This is a genomic window from Neobacillus nitrireducens (assembly GCF_030915405.1).
Lineage (GTDB): Bacteria > Bacillota > Bacilli > Bacillales > Cytobacillaceae > Neobacillus.
The window spans coordinates 3,576,545-3,596,819 of record NZ_CP133262.1 but is presented as its reverse complement, the minus strand read 5'-3'; the positions used below and the strand labels follow the sequence as shown (position 1 = coordinate 3,596,819).

At 41.5% G+C, this 20,275-nt stretch carries 14 protein-coding genes and 3 rRNA genes; 3 read left to right on the top strand and 14 right to left on the bottom strand.

Going from position 1 to position 20,275, the window contains the following annotated elements:
* Positions 1-56: 56 nt before the first annotated feature.
* From RCG22_RS17355 to RCG22_RS17330, 6 genes are all read right to left on the bottom strand, one after another.
* Positions 57-908, bottom strand: coding sequence for a 3-hydroxybutyryl-CoA dehydrogenase (locus tag RCG22_RS17355; protein ID WP_308103948.1), 852 nt, complete (start codon positions 906-908; stop codon positions 57-59).
* A gap of 41 nt (positions 909-949) precedes the next feature.
* Complete coding sequence (locus RCG22_RS17350) at positions 950-1,744, bottom strand: enoyl-CoA hydratase/isomerase family protein (protein ID WP_308103947.1); 795 nt, start codon at positions 1,742-1,744, stop codon at positions 950-952.
* A 109-nt stretch (positions 1,745-1,853) separates the two neighbouring features.
* The gene (locus RCG22_RS17345; RefSeq protein ID WP_098262225.1) at positions 1,854-2,993 is read right to left on the bottom strand and encodes an acyl-CoA dehydrogenase; all 1,140 of its coding nucleotides are present in this window, start codon (positions 2,991-2,993) and stop codon (positions 1,854-1,856) included.
* Positions 2,994-3,186: 193 nt separating this feature from the next.
* Positions 3,187-3,837 carry a 3-oxoacid CoA-transferase subunit B gene (locus RCG22_RS17340; protein WP_308103946.1) on the bottom strand — a complete coding sequence of 217 codons (651 nt, stop codon included), beginning with the start codon at positions 3,835-3,837 and terminating at the stop codon, positions 3,187-3,189.
* Positions 3,837-4,496, bottom strand: a complete 660-nt coding sequence (gene atoD / locus RCG22_RS17335) for an acetate CoA-transferase subunit alpha (RefSeq protein WP_308103945.1) — start codon at positions 4,494-4,496, stop codon at positions 3,837-3,839. The genes RCG22_RS17340 and atoD overlap by 1 nt, the downstream gene beginning before the upstream one ends.
* A gap of 470 nt (positions 4,497-4,966) precedes the next feature.
* Entirely contained in the window at positions 4,967-6,628 is a 1,662-nt protein-coding gene (locus tag RCG22_RS17330; protein ID WP_308103944.1) for a sigma-54 interaction domain-containing protein, read from the bottom strand.
* Between the two features lie 367 nt (positions 6,629-6,995).
* Between RCG22_RS17330 and RCG22_RS17325 the strand changes: the two genes are divergently transcribed.
* Complete coding sequence (locus RCG22_RS17325) at positions 6,996-8,612, top strand: immunoglobulin-like domain-containing protein (protein ID WP_308103943.1); 1,617 nt, start codon at positions 6,996-6,998, stop codon at positions 8,610-8,612.
* A gap of 432 nt (positions 8,613-9,044) precedes the next feature.
* Here RCG22_RS17325 and rrf read toward each other — a convergent pair.
* From rrf to RCG22_RS17310, 3 genes are all read right to left on the bottom strand, one after another.
* Positions 9,045-9,161: ribosomal RNA gene (gene rrf / locus RCG22_RS17320) — 5S ribosomal RNA — on the bottom strand.
* A 76-nt stretch (positions 9,162-9,237) separates the two neighbouring features.
* Positions 9,238-12,172, bottom strand: a 23S ribosomal RNA gene (locus RCG22_RS17315).
* A 202-nt stretch (positions 12,173-12,374) separates the two neighbouring features.
* Positions 12,375-13,926 (bottom strand): 16S ribosomal RNA (locus RCG22_RS17310).
* The 16S, 23S and 5S rRNA genes sit together here, the layout of an rRNA operon.
* A gap of 518 nt (positions 13,927-14,444) precedes the next feature.
* Between RCG22_RS17310 and RCG22_RS17305 the strand changes: the two genes are divergently transcribed.
* A complete protein-coding gene (locus RCG22_RS17305; protein WP_308103942.1) occupies positions 14,445-14,708 on the top strand; it encodes a hypothetical protein in 264 nt (87 codons plus the stop codon).
* Between the two features lie 136 nt (positions 14,709-14,844).
* Here the strand turns inward: RCG22_RS17305 and RCG22_RS17300 are convergent, their stop codons facing one another.
* The 3 genes from RCG22_RS17300 to RCG22_RS17290 all read right to left on the bottom strand — a co-directional run bounded on the left by RCG22_RS17300 (position 14,845) and on the right by RCG22_RS17290 (position 17,725).
* Entirely contained in the window at positions 14,845-15,225 is a 381-nt protein-coding gene (locus RCG22_RS17300; RefSeq protein WP_489685537.1) for a hypothetical protein, read from the bottom strand.
* Between the two features lie 783 nt (positions 15,226-16,008).
* Positions 16,009-16,836, bottom strand: coding sequence for an alpha/beta fold hydrolase (locus tag RCG22_RS17295; protein WP_308103940.1), 828 nt, complete (start codon positions 16,834-16,836; stop codon positions 16,009-16,011).
* Between the two features lie 391 nt (positions 16,837-17,227).
* Entirely contained in the window at positions 17,228-17,725 is a 498-nt protein-coding gene (locus RCG22_RS17290) for an LURP-one-related/scramblase family protein (RefSeq protein WP_308103939.1), read from the bottom strand.
* A gap of 405 nt (positions 17,726-18,130) precedes the next feature.
* On the opposite strand from RCG22_RS17290, the gene RCG22_RS17285 reads away from it, so the two are divergent.
* A complete protein-coding gene (locus tag RCG22_RS17285; RefSeq protein WP_308103938.1) occupies positions 18,131-18,706 on the top strand; it encodes a DUF6241 domain-containing protein in 576 nt (191 codons plus the stop codon).
* Between the two features lie 571 nt (positions 18,707-19,277).
* Here the strand turns inward: RCG22_RS17285 and RCG22_RS17280 are convergent.
* Positions 19,278-19,643, bottom strand: coding sequence for an arsenate reductase family protein (locus RCG22_RS17280; RefSeq protein WP_308103937.1), 366 nt, complete (start codon positions 19,641-19,643; stop codon positions 19,278-19,280).
* 61 nt (positions 19,644-19,704) lie between these two features.
* Entirely contained in the window at positions 19,705-20,022 is a 318-nt protein-coding gene (locus tag RCG22_RS17275) for a cupin domain-containing protein (protein ID WP_098263107.1), read from the bottom strand.
* Between the last annotated feature and the right edge of the window lie 253 nt (positions 20,023-20,275).

Sequence of the window (20,275 nt, the reverse complement as noted above, 5' to 3'; positions counted from 1 at the left end):
AATGAGCTTCAAAAAGCAGTTCGTTCTTCCACGGCTTTTTGAAAAATATCAATCTATTATTTAGTGTAGCTATAAAATCCTTGCCCCGTTTTTCTGCCGAGATGCCCTGCTCTTACAAGCTTTTTAAGAAGTGGAGCGGGACGATATTTAGAATCGCTTGTTTCCTGGTATAATCCTTCTTGAATGAACAAGAGGGTATCTAAGCCAATTAAATCGGCTAAAGCAAGTGGGCCAATCGGGTGGTTGGCACCTAATTTTAAGCCTTTATCAATATCATCAGCGGTTGCCACTCCCTCACCCAAGACAAAAACAGCCTCGTTAATGAACGGCACTAATACACGATTGACAACAAATGACGGCGAATCCGCCACGGTAATCGTGTCCTTGTCTAAAGCTTCCACTAGTTGTTTGATCGTTTCATACGTTTCATCAGAGGTTTCATAGCCGCGAATCATTTCCACTAATTTCATGACGGGCACTGGATTGAAGAAGTGCATCCCGATGACCTTATCAGGACGAGCAGTAGCTGTTCCTAATTCGGTAATACTTAATCCTGATGTATTGGAAGCAAAGATAGTTTCTGGAGGGCAAATGGATTCCAGTTGTTTGAAGAGTTCTTTTTTCGGTTCCATCTTCTCAATAATCGCTTCAATGATTAAGTCCGCTTCCCATAAATCAGCCACCTTTGTTGTTGGCGTAACTCGTTCAAGCGTATCTGCTACTTCTCTTTCGGAAATTTTCCCTTTGCTTAAGGCACGGTCCAAATTCTTTTTGATCGTTTGAATGCCTCTATTCACAAATTCATCCTTTATATCATTCAAAATCACTTGATAACCAGCTTGTGCTGCCACTTGGGCAATGCCGTTTCCCATTGTTCCCGCACCAATGACACCAATTGTTTTGATCAAAAGTTTCACCCCTAAGATTTTTAATGATTTTGTAAAATATGTTACCTACCAGAGAATTGCGGGACCCGTTTTTCCAAAAATGCCTGGGTTCCTTCATTTTTATCTTCTGTACCGCAAAGCTTGCTAAAGAATTCTGATTCAAGTTCAAGCCCTTCATGCAAGGACGTTTCAACTCCTTGGTTCATCACTTTTTTAGCCATGGAAACAGCCATCGGTGCCTTCGCAATAATTTTATATGCAAGCTCTTTCGCCACTAGGAGAGACTCCCCTTCAGGAGCAAGCTTATCAACGAGACCAATTCGATAGGCTTCATCCGCCTTGATCGGCTCTCCAGAGAAAATAATCTCTTTTGCTTTTCCCAATCCTACTAAACGGGGAAGGCGTTGTGTCCCGCCATAACCTGGGAAAATGCCGAGCCCTACTTCTGGGAAGCCAAATTTTGCATTGGCTGAAGCGATTCTAATGTCACATGCTAACGCTAATTCACAGCCTCCGCCAAGTGCTAAGCCATTGATAGCGCATAGGACAGGAAATTTCAAGTCAGCGATTCGATCGAAAATCATGCGGCCATATGTAATTAATTCCTTACCCGTAGCTTCAGTTAGTGAAGGAAATTGTTTAATATCCGCACCGGCAACAAAAAATTTATTGCCAGCTCCCGTAATGATTGCTGCACGAAGGTCGGTCATTTCCTCCAACTGATCGAGAGCTACGATAAGCTCTGCCATTACCGTGGAAGTGAGCGCATTTACGGGTGGATTATTTAATTCTAAAATGGCGATTTGTTCTTCGACGATAACCTGGACGGTTGTAAGTTCTTCAACTAGTTTACTCATTTAATCAACTCTCCTTTTTAGTTCCATTCCATCACCGCCACAATGAATTGACGGATGATGGAATCTTTATAGCTTTAATAATGGTGGTGTCAGGCACCGATGATGTTGCCTATTTTGTTAACATCCTTGAGATGACCAAGCGTTGAATTTCTTGCGTTCCTTCGTAAATTTGTGTAATCTTCGCATCACGCATGTATCTTTCTACTGGATAATCCTTCGTATAACCATAGCCTCCAAAGACTTGAACGGCTTCCGTTGTTACTTTCATCGCAGTATCTCCTGCAAAAAGCTTAGACATCGCAGATTCCTTTCCATAGGGAAGGCCTTCTGACTCAAGCCATGCTGCTTGATAGGTTAATAGTCTGGCAGCTTCAATATTTGTTGCCATATCTGCTAACTTAAAGCCAATTCCTTGTTGTAATGAAATAGGTTTCCCGAATTGTACACGATCTTTTGCATAGCCAACAGCAGCATCAAGTGCACCTTGTGCAATCCCGACAGCTTGAGCAGCGATACCGTTACGTCCACCATCCAGTGTCATCATGGCAATTTTGAAGCCGTCCCCAACCTTCCCTAACACGTTTTCAACTGGAACAATACAATCTTCAAAAATAATTTCTGTGGTGGCCGATGAACGAATGCCTAGCTTGTTCTCCTTCTTGCCAATCGAGAATCCAGGGAAATTACTTTCAACGATGAATGCTGTCGCTCCTTTTGTCTTTTGGGCAGGATCTGTCAAAGCAAATACAATATAAATATCTGCATATCCACCATTAGTGATAAATATTTTTGAACCATTTAACACATAATGATCGCCTTCAAGCCGGGCTGTAGTTCTCATGGCACCTGCATCCGAACCACTACCAGGCTCCGTTAAAGCATAGGCGCCAATTTTTTCCCCTTGAGCCATTGGGCGCAAATATTGTTGCTTTTGTTCTTCCGTCCCAAACTTGTAAACAGGCCAACCACCTAAAGAAGTATGAGCAGATAACGTGACACCAATCGATGCATCAACACGGGATAATTCTTCTACCGCAATACAGTAAGCTAAAAAATCACTGCCAATCCCGCCATATTCCTCTGGCCATGGAATTCCTGCTAAGCCAAGCTCAGCCATTTTGTCAAAAATAGAACGATCAAAACGTGATTCTTCATCCCGGATGGCAGCTGTAGGTTCCACCTCTTTTTTAGCAAAATCACGAACCATTTTTTTAATCATTTCATGTTCTTCTGTCAATTGAAATCGCATGTTTCTTCCCCCATTGTTATAAAAGTTTTATTAAAAGTGATTCATGTTAACTCTCAAATAGCCATCATTATTTTTCCAATGTCCCTATGAAACTACCTATCGCCAAACTGATAACGCTTACAATTACACCTTCTCATATCGTATCAATCTGTCTGCTCATCTATGTAAAGTGTGTGTGATGGTGGATTCATACTCACAGAAGGGCTGGATTGATTTTAAAGAAAGCTTCCGTTTTTTGTTTCACGGTTTCGAGGTCAACACCCTCTTGTAGTTCGACTAGAACCAAGCCCTCTTCCGTCATATGGAAGACCGCTAGTTCCGTCACAATGACATCCACCACATGTTCCCCTGTTAGAGGTAATTTGCATCGTTTAACGATTTTCGGATCACCATTTTTCGAGGTATGTTCCATGGCGACAATGACTTTCTTTGCACCTACTACTAAGTCCATTGCTCCCCCCATACCAGGTACCAATTTACCAGGAACCATCCAATTGGCAAGGTTGCCTTGTTCATCTACTTCCAGTCCACCAAGAACAGCTAGATCAATATGACCTCCGCGAATGAAGGAAAAGGACATAAGACTATCAAAGAACGCACCGCCTGGCAGAATACCAGAAGGTTTTCCGCCCGCATCTACAAGATCAGGTTCCCCCTCTCCAACGAGTGGACCAAGACCAAAGTAGCCATTTTCAGATTGTAACGTGACTTGACAGTCTTCTGGTAGATAATTTGGGATCAACGTAGGGAGACCAATTCCTAAATTGACGACATCCCCATCTTTCATTTCTTTCGCAATTCGTGCAGCGATGATTTGCTTCGGACTAAGTAACGTTTCGACCATTACTCACAACCCCCTTGGACAAAAATCTTATCGATTAGCACACCTGGAGTCATGACTTCATCGGGATCCATTTCTCCGATTTCAACGATCTGTTCCACTTCAGCAATCACAAGATCAGCCGCTAACGCCATAAGCGGGTTAAAGTTACGGGCTGCTTTACGGTAAATTAAATTCCCATTTTTATCTGCCTTATAGGCTTTAAGAAGCGCAATTTCCGCATGGAGTGGTTTTTCGAGCAAATAATCACGTCCGTCGACCGTCAGCTTTTCCTTGCCCTCTTCCACTATCGTCCCTACACCAGTCGGAGTAAGTATTCCGCCAAGTCCAGCTCCCCCAGCTCGAACCCGCTCGACAAATGTCCCCATTGGAACGAGGTCCACTTCCATCTCTCCAGCAATCATTTGCCGCCCTGCTTCAGGATTCTTACCAATATGGGTGGTAATCGCTTTCTTAACCCGGTGATTGACAATTAAAGGCCCTACTCCAGTATTAACGAAAGCGGTATCATCTGTAATTAAGGTAAGATCTTTTATACCCTCATCCAGAATAATCGATACGATTCCCTCTGGTGTACCAACGCCCATAAACCCCCCAATCATCACCGTCATCCCATCATGCAAAATAAATGAGATTTCTTCTCTTGAGATTACTTTGTTCACTTAACCAACCCCCTAAGAATGCTAACATGGTATGCTCATTTCCTTACAATTCTTACCTATGCAAGATTCACGCCAAACGGAGAGATTATTTTAAAATAAAGGCGATAGATTCAGCTGTTATCAGCTAAAAGGGGCTATTTAATGGGATTCTTACTATAAATAATCAACATATGTTTTTTAAAAAATAGTCATTCAGTCAAATTCATGTCAAAAACTTCACTAAAAAACCCGCCAAAATTACTAAATGTGTTCTGATTACTTTACAATTGGCCCAAAAACCACGTAAAAACTGTCAAGTTTTCCGTACAGAGTGTAAGCGATTTCATTATTCTTGTACACAATTTGAACAATCCTTTGTTAGCCTTCAACAATGATCCGCGATTCACGATAAGATTAGGACATGAAGACCTATCAAAAAACATAACGAACAAAACTCCCTTTTCGATAACAAAGGGAGTTTTCCATAAAGATCATAACCGATACTTATTCATCTTTTCATAGAGAGAGGTTCGACTGATTCCAAGATGTTTAGCTGTTTCCGACTTATTTCCATCCATCATGCTTAAACATTCGGAGATGGTCCGCCGTTCAGTCTCTTCAATCACTTGAGCTAAAGAGCGAATAGGTAAGGTGTTTTTAAATCCAGTAATTTCTCGAGGAAAATGCTCAGGGGCAAGGTATTTCCCTTCATCAACCATATTTAACGCGCGCTCAATCGTATTTTCAAGTTCACGAATATTTCCCGGCCAGGCATATTGGCATAGCAAATGCATAGCTTGCTCATTAATACCCTTTACACCTTTCTTCATCAGTTTTTGGTACTTTTCTAGAAAATAATGAACAAGAATTTTAATATCTTCTGTTCGCTCTTTTAATGATGGAATGGTGAGCTGCATAACTTTTAAACGGTAATACAAATCGAGCCTAAATTCTCTGTTTGCCACCATTTCCTCAAGATTTCGGTTGGTTGCGGCGATAATCCTTACATCAACGTGAATCGTACTGGTCGCTCCCACTCGTTCAATTTCTTTTTCTTGCAGAACACGCAATAGTTTCACCTGCATATGTAATGGAAGTTCACCTATTTCATCAAGAAAAATGGTACCACCATCGGCCACTTCAAACTTTCCAATTTTCCCGCCCTTTTTTGCCCCTGTAAAAGAACCCTCTTCATAGCCAAAAAGCTCCGACTCAATCAGCTCCGCCGGGATAGCGGCACAGTTCACTTTAACAAATGCTCCCATCAAACGTCGACTAGCATGATGAATCGCGTGGGCAAACAATTCTTTGCCTGTACCACTTTCACCTAATATCAGCACATTGGACTCACTTTTTGCTGCTTTTCTAGCTTGATTATTTACCTCTATAAAGACAGGACTTTTTCCAATCAAATGATCGAACGTATAGTATGCCTTGTTTCTTGCATTAATGATGCCTTTACTTTTATGTAGTTCGTTATGTAATGAATTAATCCGTTTAGATAAAGCAGTTAATTGCTCTACATTATTAAATAAAACCTTCCCAACTGCTCCCACAATCTTTCCTTGCCTCAACACCGGCGATCTTGTAGCAATCATATAATCCTCTTTAATTTTTTGAGGTTCAGCCACCTCTAACTTCCCTGTTTTTGCTACAATATGCATGCGAGTATTCTCAATCACCTCTGTTACATGCTTTCCGATGGAGCGTTCCGGGTCAACACCGAGGAAATTGGCAAATGAGCGGGTCAGGATTTGTATATACCCTTCTGTATCAACGACAACCATGCTTTCATCAGCAAGTTCACTAAGATCTTTAAAAAGAAATTCTTCCGAGTGATCCATAGGAAGAAAATCATTATTATTTGAAAAAAAGAAGAAATAATAATTATATTCCTCTTCAAATACCCTCGCCACTTCTTTTCTAACGATACCTTTCCTACCATTAAATTGAAAAGGGGTATTTACCGCTGGAACAAGGCATTTATGGACAAGCTTCGAAACTTGAAGCTTAAATTGCTTATCATCAGTAAAGTCCTTCGATAATAAACTGTTACTCATAACGAGGCTGTGATCAGGTCTCGTTATGACAATTCCAATAGGCAATTTCTCTAAAAGCCCTCTCAAAACTTCTGTTAACACATTGTCGACCAATCCTACCCATCCCCCTTAAGAAAACGGTCATAATCTGCTCTTAATGTTGTAACATGGAAGTATTTTCACTATATCTATCATAGCACTTGTTGCAGCCTGTCTTAATATTCAAATATTTTGAAATTGTGAACAAAGGGGAGGATTCCTTCATATGGATATTCCAAGATTCTATTATAAATCAATATTTTCCTCACGAACCAAACGTTTGATTAAAATTGGTCTCATCTCGTTTCATTCCTATGCGTATCCCACTAAGGACCAATGAAAACGTTGGGAGATGACGTGACCAGCAAAACTGTCCCCATGGTATAGTCTTCATGTTAGAATAATGATAGAAAAGAATTTTCCTAGACTGGAGATTTGAGACGTGAAGATACCTTTTTACAAAGCTGGAATATTAACCTGTTTAACTATTAGTTTCTTATATGGACATGCTTCTGCAGAGTCAGATTTATCTACCAAATGCGGTGAGATTAAACCCAACGTCAATCCATCTTTCCAACAAATTAACTGCTTACTTACGAATGCCGCAATAGAAGCTGACATTCCTCCGGAAGTAGTAAAAGCCGTGGCGACACAAGAAAATGGGAGTTGGAAGCAATTTGATGAGACAGGTAAGACTGTTGAGTCTCCAGATGGCGGCATCGGCCTCATGCAGCTAACCGATCAAAGGGGATACGACCAAGATAAGTTGAGAAGCGATGTTGTCTATAATATTGAAGCAGGTGTCGGAGTCCTTAGCAGTATGTATTCACGCACAGACTTGCCAAAAATCAACGGGGCAGGGCGAAAGGTAATTGAAAATTGGTATTTCGCTGTGATGGCATACAACGGGACAAAACCTGTGAACAGTCCGCTTTACCAGCTGACCGGGGAAAGAAATACGAATGCCTATCAAGAAGAGGTTTTTGCCAAATTAGAAAAACACAGTTATATAACCGATACCGAACTAGCCAAATATCCATTTAAAACAACCGATTTTAGCTATGATCGTGATCTCACGGATAGCATTAAGTTTAATAGGTTTATATACACACTAACTAGTCCAGTACACAACTCTGCTTATTTTTTTAAAGTTGGAAACCGAGTGGCAACGACCGTGGACGGTGTTAAATTACGAGAAGAACCAGGTACTTCAATTCTCAAAAAATTACCTAAAAATACAGCATTGATTATTGATGGAGAATTTACATATGACTTTACAAATCAATATGTATGGTACCCCGTCCGAACCGATGATCCTAAGATCAAAGGGTATGTTTCTTCCGCTTATGTGATTAAAGATATGGTGAAACCTGTCATTACAGGTGCCACAAACAAATCCATACCCGTCAAATCCACTTTTAATGCTTTAACAGCCGTAAAAGCGATGGATAATGTAGACGGTAATAGAACAAATGCTATTCAAGTATCTGGTAAGGTTGATACAACGAAGTTAGGCACCTATGTTTTAACTTACAAAGTAGCTGACCGGTCTATGAATACATCAACAATAATAAGAAGAATAACTGTTTATGATAATCTGAAACCTATCATATCAGGTGTCATGAACAAAACAATTAGACTAAATTCATCATTTAATCCAAAAACAAGCGTAACGGCAAGAGATAATATTAACGGAAATTTAACTAGTAAAATTTCCATCAGAGGTTCCGTTAATACGAAGAAAAAGGGGACTTATACTTTGAAGTATACGGTCCGGGATTATTCAAATAACGTTACAACGGTTACAAGAAAAATTACGATTGATAGCACAAAGCCTGTTATTTTCGGGGCTAAAAATAAAAGCATTCGTTACAAATCTTCCTTCAATCCAAAAACAGGAGTAACCGCTAAAGACAATTTAGACGGCAGTTTAACTAAACAGATAAAAGTAACAGGAACAGTGAAAACAAAGAAAAAAGGCTCCTATACTTTAACGTACACTGTTACTGATAAATCCCAAAATAGGACAGTCGTGAAACGGAAGATAACAGTGAAATAGGGGTAAGGGGCCTTGAAATATTTAGAAATGAAATTATAGGATTGGATATATAACTTGCACATTTTGAAGATAAGGTATCAACAAGATTGATGCGGTAATTTTGTTATTTACAGAGTGGAAAAGGGCGATGAATCTTTGAATTCATCGCTCTTTTTCTTCTATGGGCACTGTGGACCATCCAGAGTGACCATCTCGTGCTTTTTTCTTTGTCCACGGGCACTGTGGACCATCCAGAGTGACCGTCTTGTGCCTTTTTCTTTGTCCACGGGCACTGTGAACCACCCAGAATGCCCGTCTCGTGCTTTTTTCTTCGCCCACGGGCACTGTGGAACCAGAACTATATCTCATCGCTTACATTCTGCACTACAAAAAACAAATAACAAATTATGTTCTACGCAAAAAAACAACCTTTTCAGGTTGTTCTTTAAATGTGCCTGGCAACGTCCTACTCTCACAGGGACGCGTGTCCCAACTACCATCGGCGCTGAGAAGCTTAACTTCCGTGTTCGGTATGGGAACGGGTGTGACCTTCTCGCCATTACTGCCAGACTATTTTGTTGAGGTATCATTCCCTCAAAACTAGATAATGCAGAAGAAGTTTGTAAAAACGAGTTCGCTTTAAAATTTGGTTAAGTCCTCGAACGATTAGTATCAGTCAGCTCCACATGTTACCACGCTTCCACCTCTGACCTATCAACCTGATCATCTTTCAGGGTTCTTACTAGCTTGCGCTATGGGAAATCTCATCTTGAGGGGGGCTTCATGCTTAGATGCTTTCAGCACTTATCCCGTCCGCACATAGCTACCCAGCGATGCCCTTGGCAGAACAACTGGTACACCAGCGGTGCGTCCATCCCGGTCCTCTCGTACTAAGGACAGCTCCTCTCAAATTTCCTGCGCCCACGACGGATAGGGACCGAACTGTCTCACGACGTTCTGAACCCAGCTCGCGTACCGCTTTAATGGGCGAACAGCCCAACCCTTGGGACCGACTACAGCCCCAGGATGCGATGAGCCGACATCGAGGTGCCAAACCTCCCCGTCGATGTGGACTCTTGGGGGAGATAAGCCTGTTATCCCCGGGGTAGCTTTTATCCGTTGAGCGATGGCCCTTCCATGCGGAACCACCGGATCACTAAGCCCGACTTTCGTCCCTGCTCGACTTGTAGGTCTCGCAGTCAAGCTCCCTTGTGCCTTTACACTCTGCGAATGATTTCCAACCATTCTGAGGGAACCTTTGGGCGCCTCCGTTACTCTTTAGGAGGCGACCGCCCCAGTCAAACTGCCCACCTGACACTGTCTCCCACCCCGATCAGGGGTGCGGGTTAGAATTTCAATACAGCCAGGGTAGTATCCCACCGACGCCTCCACCGAAGCTAGCGCTCCGGTTTCTCAGGCTCCTACCTATCCTGTACAAGCTGTACCAAAATTCAATATCAGGCTACAGTAAAGCTCCACGGGGTCTTTCCGTCCTGTCGCGGGTAACCTGCATCTTCACAGGTACTATAATTTCACCGAGTCTCTCGTTGAGACAGTGCCCAGATCGTTACGCCTTTCGTGCGGGTCGGAACTTACCCGACAAGGAATTTCGCTACCTTAGGACCGTTATAGTTACGGCCGCCGTTTACTGGGGCTTCGATTCAGAGCTTCGCTTGCGCTAACCCCTCCTCTTAACCTTCCAGCACCGGGCAGGCGTCAGCCCCTATACTTCGCCTTGCGGCTTCGCAGAGACCTGTGTTTTTGCTAAACAGTCGCCTGGGCCTATTCACTGCGGCTTATCAAAGCTATTCACCCTAATAAGCACCCCTTCTCCCGAAGTTACGGGGTCATTTTGCCGAGTTCCTTAACGAGAGTTCTCTCGCTCACCTTAGGATTCTCTCCTCGCCTACCTGTGTCGGTTTGCGGTACGGGCACCATTTATCTCGCTAGAGGCTTTTCTTGGCAGTGTGGAATCAGGAACTTCGGTACTAAATTTCCCTCGCTATCACAGCTCAGCCTTAGTGAGAAGCGGATTTGCCTACTTCTCAGCCTAACTGCTTAGACGCGCATATCCAACAGCGCGCTTACCCTATCCTCCTGCGTCCCCCCATTGCTCAAACGATAAAGAGGTGGTACAGGAATATCAACCTGTTGTCCATCGCCTACGCCTTTCGGCCTCGGCTTAGGTCCCGACTAACCCTGAGCGGACGAGCCTTCCTCAGGAAACCTTAGGCATTCGGTGGATGAGATTCTCACTCATCTTTCGCTACTCATACCGGCATTCTCACTTCTAAGCGCTCCACCAGTCCTTACGGTCTAGCTTCAACGCCCTTAGAACGCTCTCCTACCACTGACATCTAAGATGTCAATCCACAGCTTCGGTGATACGTTTAGCCCCGGTACATTTTCGGCGCAGAGTCATTCGACCAGTGAGCTATTACGCACTCTTTAAATGGTGGCTGCTTCTAAGCCAACATCCTGGTTGTCTAAACAACTCCACATCCTTTTCCACTTAACGTATACTTTGGGACCTTAGCTGGTGGTCTGGGCTGTTTCCCTTTTGACTACGGATCTTATCACTCGCAGTCTGACTCCCACGGATAAGTCTTTGGCATTCGGAGTTTGTCTGAATTCGGTAACCCGATGAGGGCCCCTAGTCCAAACAGTGCTCTACCTCCAAGACTCTTACTACGTGAGGCTAGCCCTAAAGCTATTTCGGAGAGAACCAGCTATCTCCAAGTTCGATTGGAATTTCTCCGCTACCCACACCTCATCCCCGCACTTTTCAACGTGCGTGGGTTCGGGCCTCCATCCAGTGTTACCTGGACTTCACCCTGGACATGGGTAGATCACCTGGTTTCGGGTCTACGACCACATACTCATACGCCCTATTCAGACTCGCTTTCGCTGCGGCTCCGTCTTTTCAACTTAACCTTGCATGGGATCGTAACTCGCCGGTTCATTCTACAAAAGGCACGCTATTACCCATTAACGGGCTCTAACTACTTGTAGGCACACGGTTTCAGGAACTATTTCACTCCCCTTCCGGGGTGCTTTTCACCTTTCCCTCACGGTACTGGTTCACTATCGGTCACTAGGGAGTATTTAGCCTTGGGAGATGGTCCTCCCTGCTTCCGACCGGATTTCTCGTGTCCGGCCGTACTCAGGATCCACTCAGGAGGGAACGAAGTTTCGACTACAGGGTTTTTACCTTCTATGACGGACCTTTCCAGGTCGCTTCATCTACCCCGTTCCTTTGTAACTCCATATTGAGTGTCCTACAACCCCAAGAGGCAAGCCTCTTGGTTTGGGCTATGTCCCGTTTCGCTCGCCGCTACTCAGGGAATCGCGTTTGCTTTCTCTTCCTCCGGGTACTTAGATGTTTCAGTTCCCCGGGTATGCCTTCTATACCCTATGTATTCAGGTAAAGATACTGTTCCATTACGAACAGTGGGTTCCCCCATTCGGAAATCTCCGGATCAAAGCTTACTTACAGCTCCCCGAAGCATATCGGTGTTAGTCCCGTCCTTCATCGGCTCCTAGTGCCAAGGCATTCACCGTGCGCCCTTTCTAACTTAACCTAAAAGGTTTATAACTCTTACTTACATAAGAGAGAAAAACTAAAATGGCGATTACTCGATGTTTACTTTGCTTCTTCTTACGATTATCTAGTTTTCAAAGAACGATGTGTTGAGAGAAATTGCACTCTCAAAACTAAACAAACAAAATACGTGCGATAAACAAACTGTTTTGTCTGGCTCACAGGTCCAGCTTTATCCTTAGAAAGGAGGTGATCCAGCCGCACCTTCCGATACGGCTACCTTGTTACGACTTCACCCCAATCATCTGTCCCACCTTAGGCGGCTGGCTCCTTACGGTTACCCCACCGACTTCGGGTGTTACAAACTCTCGTGGTGTGACGGGCGGTGTGTACAAGGCCCGGGAACGTATTCACCGCGGCATGCTGATCCGCGATTACTAGCGATTCCGGCTTCATGCAGGCGAGTTGCAGCCTGCAATCCGAACTGAGAATGGTTTTATGGGATTGGCTAAACCTCGCGGTCTTGCAGCCCTTTGTACCATCCATTGTAGCACGTGTGTAGCCCAGGTCATAAGGGGCATGATGATTTGACGTCATCCCCACCTTCCTCCGGTTTGTCACCGGCAGTCACCTTAGAGTGCCCAACTAAATGCTGGCAACTAAGATCAAGGGTTGCGCTCGTTGCGGGACTTAACCCAACATCTCACGACACGAGCTGACGACAACCATGCACCACCTGTCACTCTGTCCCCCGAAGGGGAACGTCCTATCTCTAGGAGTGTCAGAGGATGTCAAGACCTGGTAAGGTTCTTCGCGTTGCTTCGAATTAAACCACATGCTCCACCGCTTGTGCGGGCCCCCGTCAATTCCTTTGAGTTTCAGCCTTGCGGCCGTACTCCCCAGGCGGAGTGCTTAATGCGTTAGCTGCAGCACTAAGGGGCGGAAACCCCCTAACACTTAGCACTCATCGTTTACGGCGTGGACTACCAGGGTATCTAATCCTGTTTGCTCCCCACGCTTTCGCGCCTCAGCGTCAGTTACAGACCAGAAAGCCGCCTTCGCCACTGGTGTTCCTCCACATCTCTACGCATTTCACCGCTACACGTGGAATTCCGCTTTCCTCTTCTGCACTCAAGTCCCCCAGTTTCCAATGACCCTCCACGGTTGAGCCGTGGGCTTTCACATCAGACTTAAAGGACCGCCTGCGCGCGCTTTACGCCCAATAATTCCGGACAACGCTTGCCACCTACGTATTACCGCGGCTGCTGGCACGTAGTTAGCCGTGGCTTTCTGGTTAGGTACCGTCAAGGTACCGGCAGTTACTCCGGTACTTGTTCTTCCCTAACAACAGAGCTTTACGACCCGAAGGCCTTCATCGCTCACGCGGCGTTGCTCCATCAGACTTTCGTCCATTGTGGAAGATTCCCTACTGCTGCCTCCCGTAGGAGTCTGGGCCGTGTCTCAGTCCCAGTGTGGCCGATCACCCTCTCAGGTCGGCTACGCATCGTTGCCTTGGTGAGCCGTTACCTCACCAACTAGCTAATGCGCCGCGGGCCCATCTGTAAGTGTCAGCCGAAACCAACTTTCAGCTTTTCCCCATGAGAGGAAAAGGATTATCCGGTATTAGCACCGGTTTCCCGGTGTTATCCCAGTCTTACAGGCAGGTTGCCCACGTGTTACTCACCCGTCCGCCGCTAACAGGGAGGAAGCAAGCTTCCTCCAAATTCGCTCGACTTGCATGTATTAGGCACGCCGCCAGCGTTCGTCCTGAGCCAGGATCAAACTCTCCAAGAAAGTTGATTAGCTCATTTGTTACGTTGGCTTAGTTTCATTGCTGAAACTAATAATTTTTGTTTGTTTTGCACGATTTTGTTTGTTTAGTTTTCAAAGAACAATTTGTTATGTCAGAAGCGACATTTACTATCATATCAACTTTCTATCATTATGTCAATATAATATTTTATCTTTTTTTCTATCACTTTTTGCTATAAAACGTTCGGCTAAAGGCAACTTTCTAATAGTATCATTTTCAATTAACTTATGCAATAGGGAATTTCTCTTTTTATATTGAAAGTTCATTTCCTCAAAAAGTTTTTCGAGATAACAATACTAGAATTATAAATCTACCATATAAAAGTAAGAAAAGGAATCAGAGTAATGACCCCTGACTCCTTTCTATAAATCGGAACCTATTGTCTATTTTCCGTATCACAAGCCACAAGAACTGTCCCCTATGGACGATAAGGTTAGAATTTTCTGCTATAATCTTATTTTTATGAAGACAAATTTGAACTTAGTAGGGAGAGCTGAATTTGGAAGGTTTATTTGGATTGGTTTTAAATATAATTCTCACGATTTATTTAGTAATTGATTCTCGTAAGCATGGTAAAAGTCCCGTCCTTTGGGGAATTCTCGGATTCATTTTTGGGTTGATTGCTTTAGGAATTTACTTAATAAAAACAAATCGAAAAGTAATCGGTTGGATTATTACCATTATTAGCATCATCGGTTACTTAGTCTTGCTATTAGTCATCCTATTAGGTGCCGCGCTCATTCTCGGAGGAGGATTTTCCTAATATACAATTGGAAACCCCACAGGGATAGTTCGGAACCAGCTGTAAGTCCCTTTTACGTGAAAAAGATACTGATCATCTACACCATATAGATGATCAGTATCTTTTTTTCTTTCTATCTACGAGTAAATCAAAATTCCTAATCTTTAACCACTAGCCACAGATAAACTTCTAAATCCACGGTTGCGGCATTATGAAGCGTAACGATCATAACATTAGAGTGTCTAGGACCTGTTTGTACGGAATAGATATTTTCTATTGGATCCGTTAAGTATCCGGCACTAATCACCTTTTCATTTCTTTGTGCTTCTAATCGAAAGTCTACATAATCATTACGATTTACCCGAACTCCAGAGCCCCAAGTATAGCGTTTGAAACCTTGCCCAAGATCGTCTTCCGATGCATTTTGGAAATTCAAATCAACACGTCTATCAACTTTGCGCCTAGACAAGGGTTCAGGCGATGGTTGAGGATGATTCGTATAATGCAGCCATCCATTGACGGGTGAAAAGTTACTCATTTGGACCAACTCCTAAACTAATAAAATATGGATGTATAACATATTTTTGCTGCCACTTATCCACTGCTATTTAGGCTAAAAGTCTGCATTAGTTATCAATGGTCTAGAAGAAAGGTAGAATCAGACAGGCTGTTACTTATATATATGGAATTCAATTTACGATAGACCTGAAATCCTTGGTTACTTCCAGTGGCTGTCCCTCCCTGTGATTAAATGATAATTGATACTATTTAAGTTCATTGTAAGCCCCTTCATTTATCATTCAATATAAAAATACAAATCATATTTTTTTTGACATATTTTTCAGGGCAAAGCACAACTAGCTCCATTCAGCTAGTTGTCCCCCTCGAACAATTCTCACCCACTTTTCAGCAAATCCCCCTATCAATCAAACGTTTGATTAAAACGGCCTTACCAATTGGCACATATGCCTTAGCCCCGCATGAACCAAAAATAGATTGTAGAAAAATAACAAAAAATTTGTAGTTTCCTAGCGAAAAGTCAGTATACGACACCTTTTCGACTAAATAACAAAAAGGCTATACTAATCAAACGTTTGATTGGAACTGCCCTAACGATTGATGTAGAACAATCTCTTCTGCAAAGTAAGCACGAAGAATGTCGGCAGAAATTTATAATTTCGCAGGAAATAACCGACATTTCTACAGATTCAGTTAAATCGCTCCAAAACCGACATAATTCTAGTAATCGCCCGCCTTTTCAACACTACACAAACGTTTAATTAAAAGTGACCTCAGCACGCATTATTCCAGATTTCTCCCTTTAAATACCTGAGATAATTGTCGATATCCGCAATAACCAATCTCTAATTAGTTCTTGTACTAGTTTACGTTCTTCAATATGAAGCAAATGACCCGCATGATCCAAAATGACAAATGTTGAATTTGGAAATTTATCTTTTAAAAAAGAGTGGTCCTTATACCCACAGATGGAGTCTAGTTTCCCTAAAATAATTAGAGCCTGTTGTAGAAGTATATCTACATCATTAAATGGTTCTTCCGAGAAATAGTAGCCTTTCTCTCTCCAATTCGACGCAAGGAACTCTCGATTAGCTAATAAACGTCCAGGTTGTATTTCGTTAAGAAAGTAATCTAAGTTCTCTTTTGTTTGAAAGGTCATTAATGTTTCAAATGCTAATCTTATTTCAGAATCTAACGAATGTAATTCAGATGCATCTTTGACATAAGCTATTTTTTCAGGAAGGTTCCTTTGTTTCAAATGAAGCGCCGGAGCCAGTAGACATATACTCTTTACATTATCTTGTCTCTTATGCAAAATACCTTGTGCTAAATATCCTCCATAGGAAAAACCGATAATAGAAAAGTCTTGGTTAGGTATTTTTTGATCCATAAAATTTAATATATTAGCGACCATATCATCCGAAGAACTGAAATCCTCATGAATCAAACTTCGCCCATGAGCAGGCAAATCTATATATATTCTCTGAAAACCTATTAAGTTTTTAAAAATGGGCTCCAGCCACGATTTCATTGATCTATGATCAGTCCCCATTGCATGTAATATTAATATTGGAGATCCACTTCCAATAATTTCATAGTGAATGCTGCCTTTGGTAACTAAACAATTCATGATAATTCCCCCCTTTTTTCAAAATCCTTATTGAGCTAACTCCGTAAGTGGAATACCAAATAATAATGATTTCATTAATCGTAATGTGTAAATAGGGAGCAGAATAGCAAAGTTCCCAAGTTTGAATTCCATTCTGAATTTCTCTCCTTTTTAATAGTGTATCATCACCTATGGAAAAGTTTGGGTTACTTTTATTTGAAGCCTCTTCATAACTAAACGATCGACTAAAACCCGCACATGTGGTGCCTTTTGTTTATAAAAAATAACCCATTCTCATAAGAGCTGGGCTATACACCTTGTTTACAGCGGTAATATGATACATTCAACTAAATTCTTCTTTTTAAGCCATACTAATGATTCAAAAAGGCCAAGAGAACCGTCCCCCCGGCACCTAAGTCGTCGCCGCTGAAGAAGCAGCGGCTTGGTCAGCCTTTACACAGTCAATGGCAACAACGAGTGCAATAATAATGGTTTCCATTTCATCATCCAATATTTGAACCTTGTAGCTATCTCCCCAAGTGAACCATTCCTTGCTCACTTTACCCACGACTTCTCCATGACGTAATACCTCAAAATCCATATCCCACCAATTTCCATGCACTTCAATGCCTGCTGCATCAATCGTATAGCGTGCTTTTAAGAAGGAAAACTCTTTCTTAATCACCAATACCTCTTGACCATTCACCTCAACAAAAAACTTCGGTAAAAAGCTGAACGCCTTTTTCGTAACGAGTGCAACTTCATCTCTTGATGTATTCATAATGGAGAAAGTCTTTGGGATTTGCATAAAGCTACCCTCCACGTAATATACGTCCTTCTCCTGCTGATCCTTTATGGTAAATTTTCCACTAAGACTGAATACCTTCTGTTTAATATAAAGTTGCTTCATAGTATACCTCCCTCTAATATACCTAGTTTTGTATTTTTTAACGATTTGGTCTGACTGATAAGCTTCTATTAAAAATAACTTCATTTCATTCACACTCTGCCAGAAATCCCCTCCACCTTTAATTATAAAGTGAAATTTAGGCTAATCTACTAAAATTTGTTAAGCAATTTAAATTTACTTCACTAGAATTGATAGTAAGGGAATAACCTTAGGCAATACCACTCTCTGTAAACATGTAATCAAAAAAAAAAGTTATTTACATGATCATCGCTAAGGTAGGCAATGTATCTAAAAGGCTTGTCGATGTCTGTCTTCTTTGAAGAGATTATGTAATTTAAATAAACTAGATGAATTCTGAATTATTTGATAAATTAGAACTATCCATTACAAACAGGAGGAAATAAGGTGAAAATCGTATTAATCGTAACTGGTATTATTTTAGCTGCTTTAATAGGCGTAAAATACGGTGGATTTAATTTAATCAACCATAAATCCGAATCTGTATCTGTAAAAAAACAAGAGAAGGTAGAATCGCAAGCTATTCAGGATCCTGTCCATAACAAGAAAAAGGATGTGGACAAGCAGCAGACGGCCAAAATTGGCGGAGTTCAATATGATATTGGGATTGATGACAATAGTTCACAAGATGCGGTTATCGAAGTGATGCACAAGATGACACACCAGAAAGTGAAAGCGAAAGAAAAGTGGGGAGCCATTCCTATGATTCCCGATACCATTAATCAAGTGTATGATATTGTGGAGAAAAGTGAATTCGAACAAAAAGATGATTTGCTAGCCATTTTAGCTAAATGGAAAAAAGGCAGCTTTTCTGAAGTAAATGAGGACCATAATTATTTTTGGACGTATCAAGGCGGGACGATTGGTAAATCTTATGGAATTATGAGCAAATCAGAAGAAGAAACTTTCATCCTGAATAATTTCAATGAAGATATTGCACGTGAAATAAGCTCCCAAAAATAATGGGAGCTTTATTTTGTGGGTTGCCATGGTGACGGTTCTTTAGTAATTTCCTGAAGAATGGTGTATCTCAGCAAAATATACAACATTTTTACTTGCTAATTGATATACAGAAAATATTGGTTAGTCTCTGTTATAATTGAATGTTGATTTCACTGTATTTGAAAAATAAACGGAAAAATTCCGGCTAAATTGGGAAATACCCATATTTCCTTAAAAATAAGGGAAGTTTTTCCGCTTATATTATCCAAACCTTTAGATTTTGTCTTATTTAGAGCCATTAACCGGAATATCTCCGCTTATCTCCGCTTCTTAAGCTTCCCTTATATACATTAGGCGGAAATTCTCCGCCTATGAATTCTCGTACCTACGCAAAAATCGATATGAGAGGGCGGAAATGGTTTGCAAACTTCGTATTACGCAATCCGAAGAATTAGCAATTAAAGGCGACCTATAAAGGGAAATCCTAAAACAGGTAAAAAGCCGCCACTATTTTGGGATCACACAATATTCCTCAAAGAGAATAAAAGCAACTCATTATGGCCGTTGAAATCAGGGCCGCGGTGCCTCTGATTTAAAAATCCAATGTTGTGTATTTCTCAAGTTCTTCTTCTTTAAATCCTATAATGACTTTTACTCCATCTGTTAATATTGGTTTTTTCAATAGCATTCCATCACTTGCTAATAAATCTAGTAATTCTTTAGTTGTGGATGTCTTTAATTTATTCTTAATTCCCATTTCACGGTACTTCTTCGTGCTGGTACTAAAAAAATACTTTAACTCCAATCCGCTTTTTTCATACATTTCCTGTAACATCTCTCGAGATGGAGGGGCCTTAACAATATGAAATGGTTCATACGGTACTTGATGTTCATCTAACCATTTCTTTGTTTTTCTACAGGTTTGGCATTGTGGATGCCAGTATAAAGTTAATTTCATTTTATATCTCCACCCTTGTTTAAAGAGTAAAAAGTTGTTGGTCATAAATGCTGTGAAAACATTATTCTTCTATTAAGCAGCGTATGACAAATATAGTAGTTTCTTCATTTGCATTAACAAACCCTATCTTCTCCGTTCCAAGAACATGAATAATATTACCTTCTTTTATTTCTGTTTCTTTTCCATCTGAAATAAACGTTCCTCCACCTTGAAGAACATGAAAAAATAACTGTGAATTTGGATGATAATGTTGAGGCATCATTTGTTTTGGTAGGAAATTCAAAAGAAAACCGTTTGTAAATCCCTTCTTGTAAAAATCTGCTTTTGAAAATCCCTTATCTCTAAATCTCTTAAATTCCGAAATTTCAATATTATCCAATCCTACTCACCCCTGTATAAGATATAAGTCAGTAATTATCGTAAAGTATGATTTTAAAAAAAGTATTGATGCCTATCAATTTTTAATAATTTTAGTGATATCCAAGAAAAAGATTTCTGACACCGGCGCACCAGTTTGCTTTTTCATATAGGCGTTTATGTTGAAAGTTTAGAAGATAGGTATAGCGATGAGCTAATAAAAAAGGACACTACATTTATATGTAATGGTTCTAAGTAGGGAAATTTTTTTAAAG

Bases quoted from the DNA above. Each gene is read 5' to 3' on its own strand.
- RCG22_RS17350 (WP_308103947.1), bottom strand. From the start codon at position 1,744: ATGAGTAAACTAGTTGAAGAACTTACAACCGTCCAGGTTATCGTCGAA.
- RCG22_RS17300 (WP_489685537.1), bottom strand. From the start codon at position 15,225: ATGAGTAACTTTTCACCCGTCAATGGATGGCTGCATTATACGAATCAT.
- RCG22_RS17290 (WP_308103939.1), bottom strand. From the start codon at position 17,725: ATGAAGCAACTTTATATTAAACAGAAGGTATTCAGTCTTAGTGGAAAA.
- RCG22_RS17345 (WP_098262225.1), bottom strand. From the start codon at position 2,993: ATGCGATTTCAATTGACAGAAGAACATGAAATGATTAAAAAAATGGTT.
- RCG22_RS17295 (WP_308103940.1), bottom strand. From the start codon at position 16,836: ATGAATTGTTTAGTTACCAAAGGCAGCATTCACTATGAAATTATTGGA.
- RCG22_RS17340 (WP_308103946.1), bottom strand. From the start codon at position 3,837: ATGGTCGAAACGTTACTTAGTCCGAAGCAAATCATCGCTGCACGAATT.
- RCG22_RS17280 (WP_308103937.1), bottom strand. From the start codon at position 19,643: ATGAAATTAACTTTATACTGGCATCCACAATGCCAAACCTGTAGAAAA.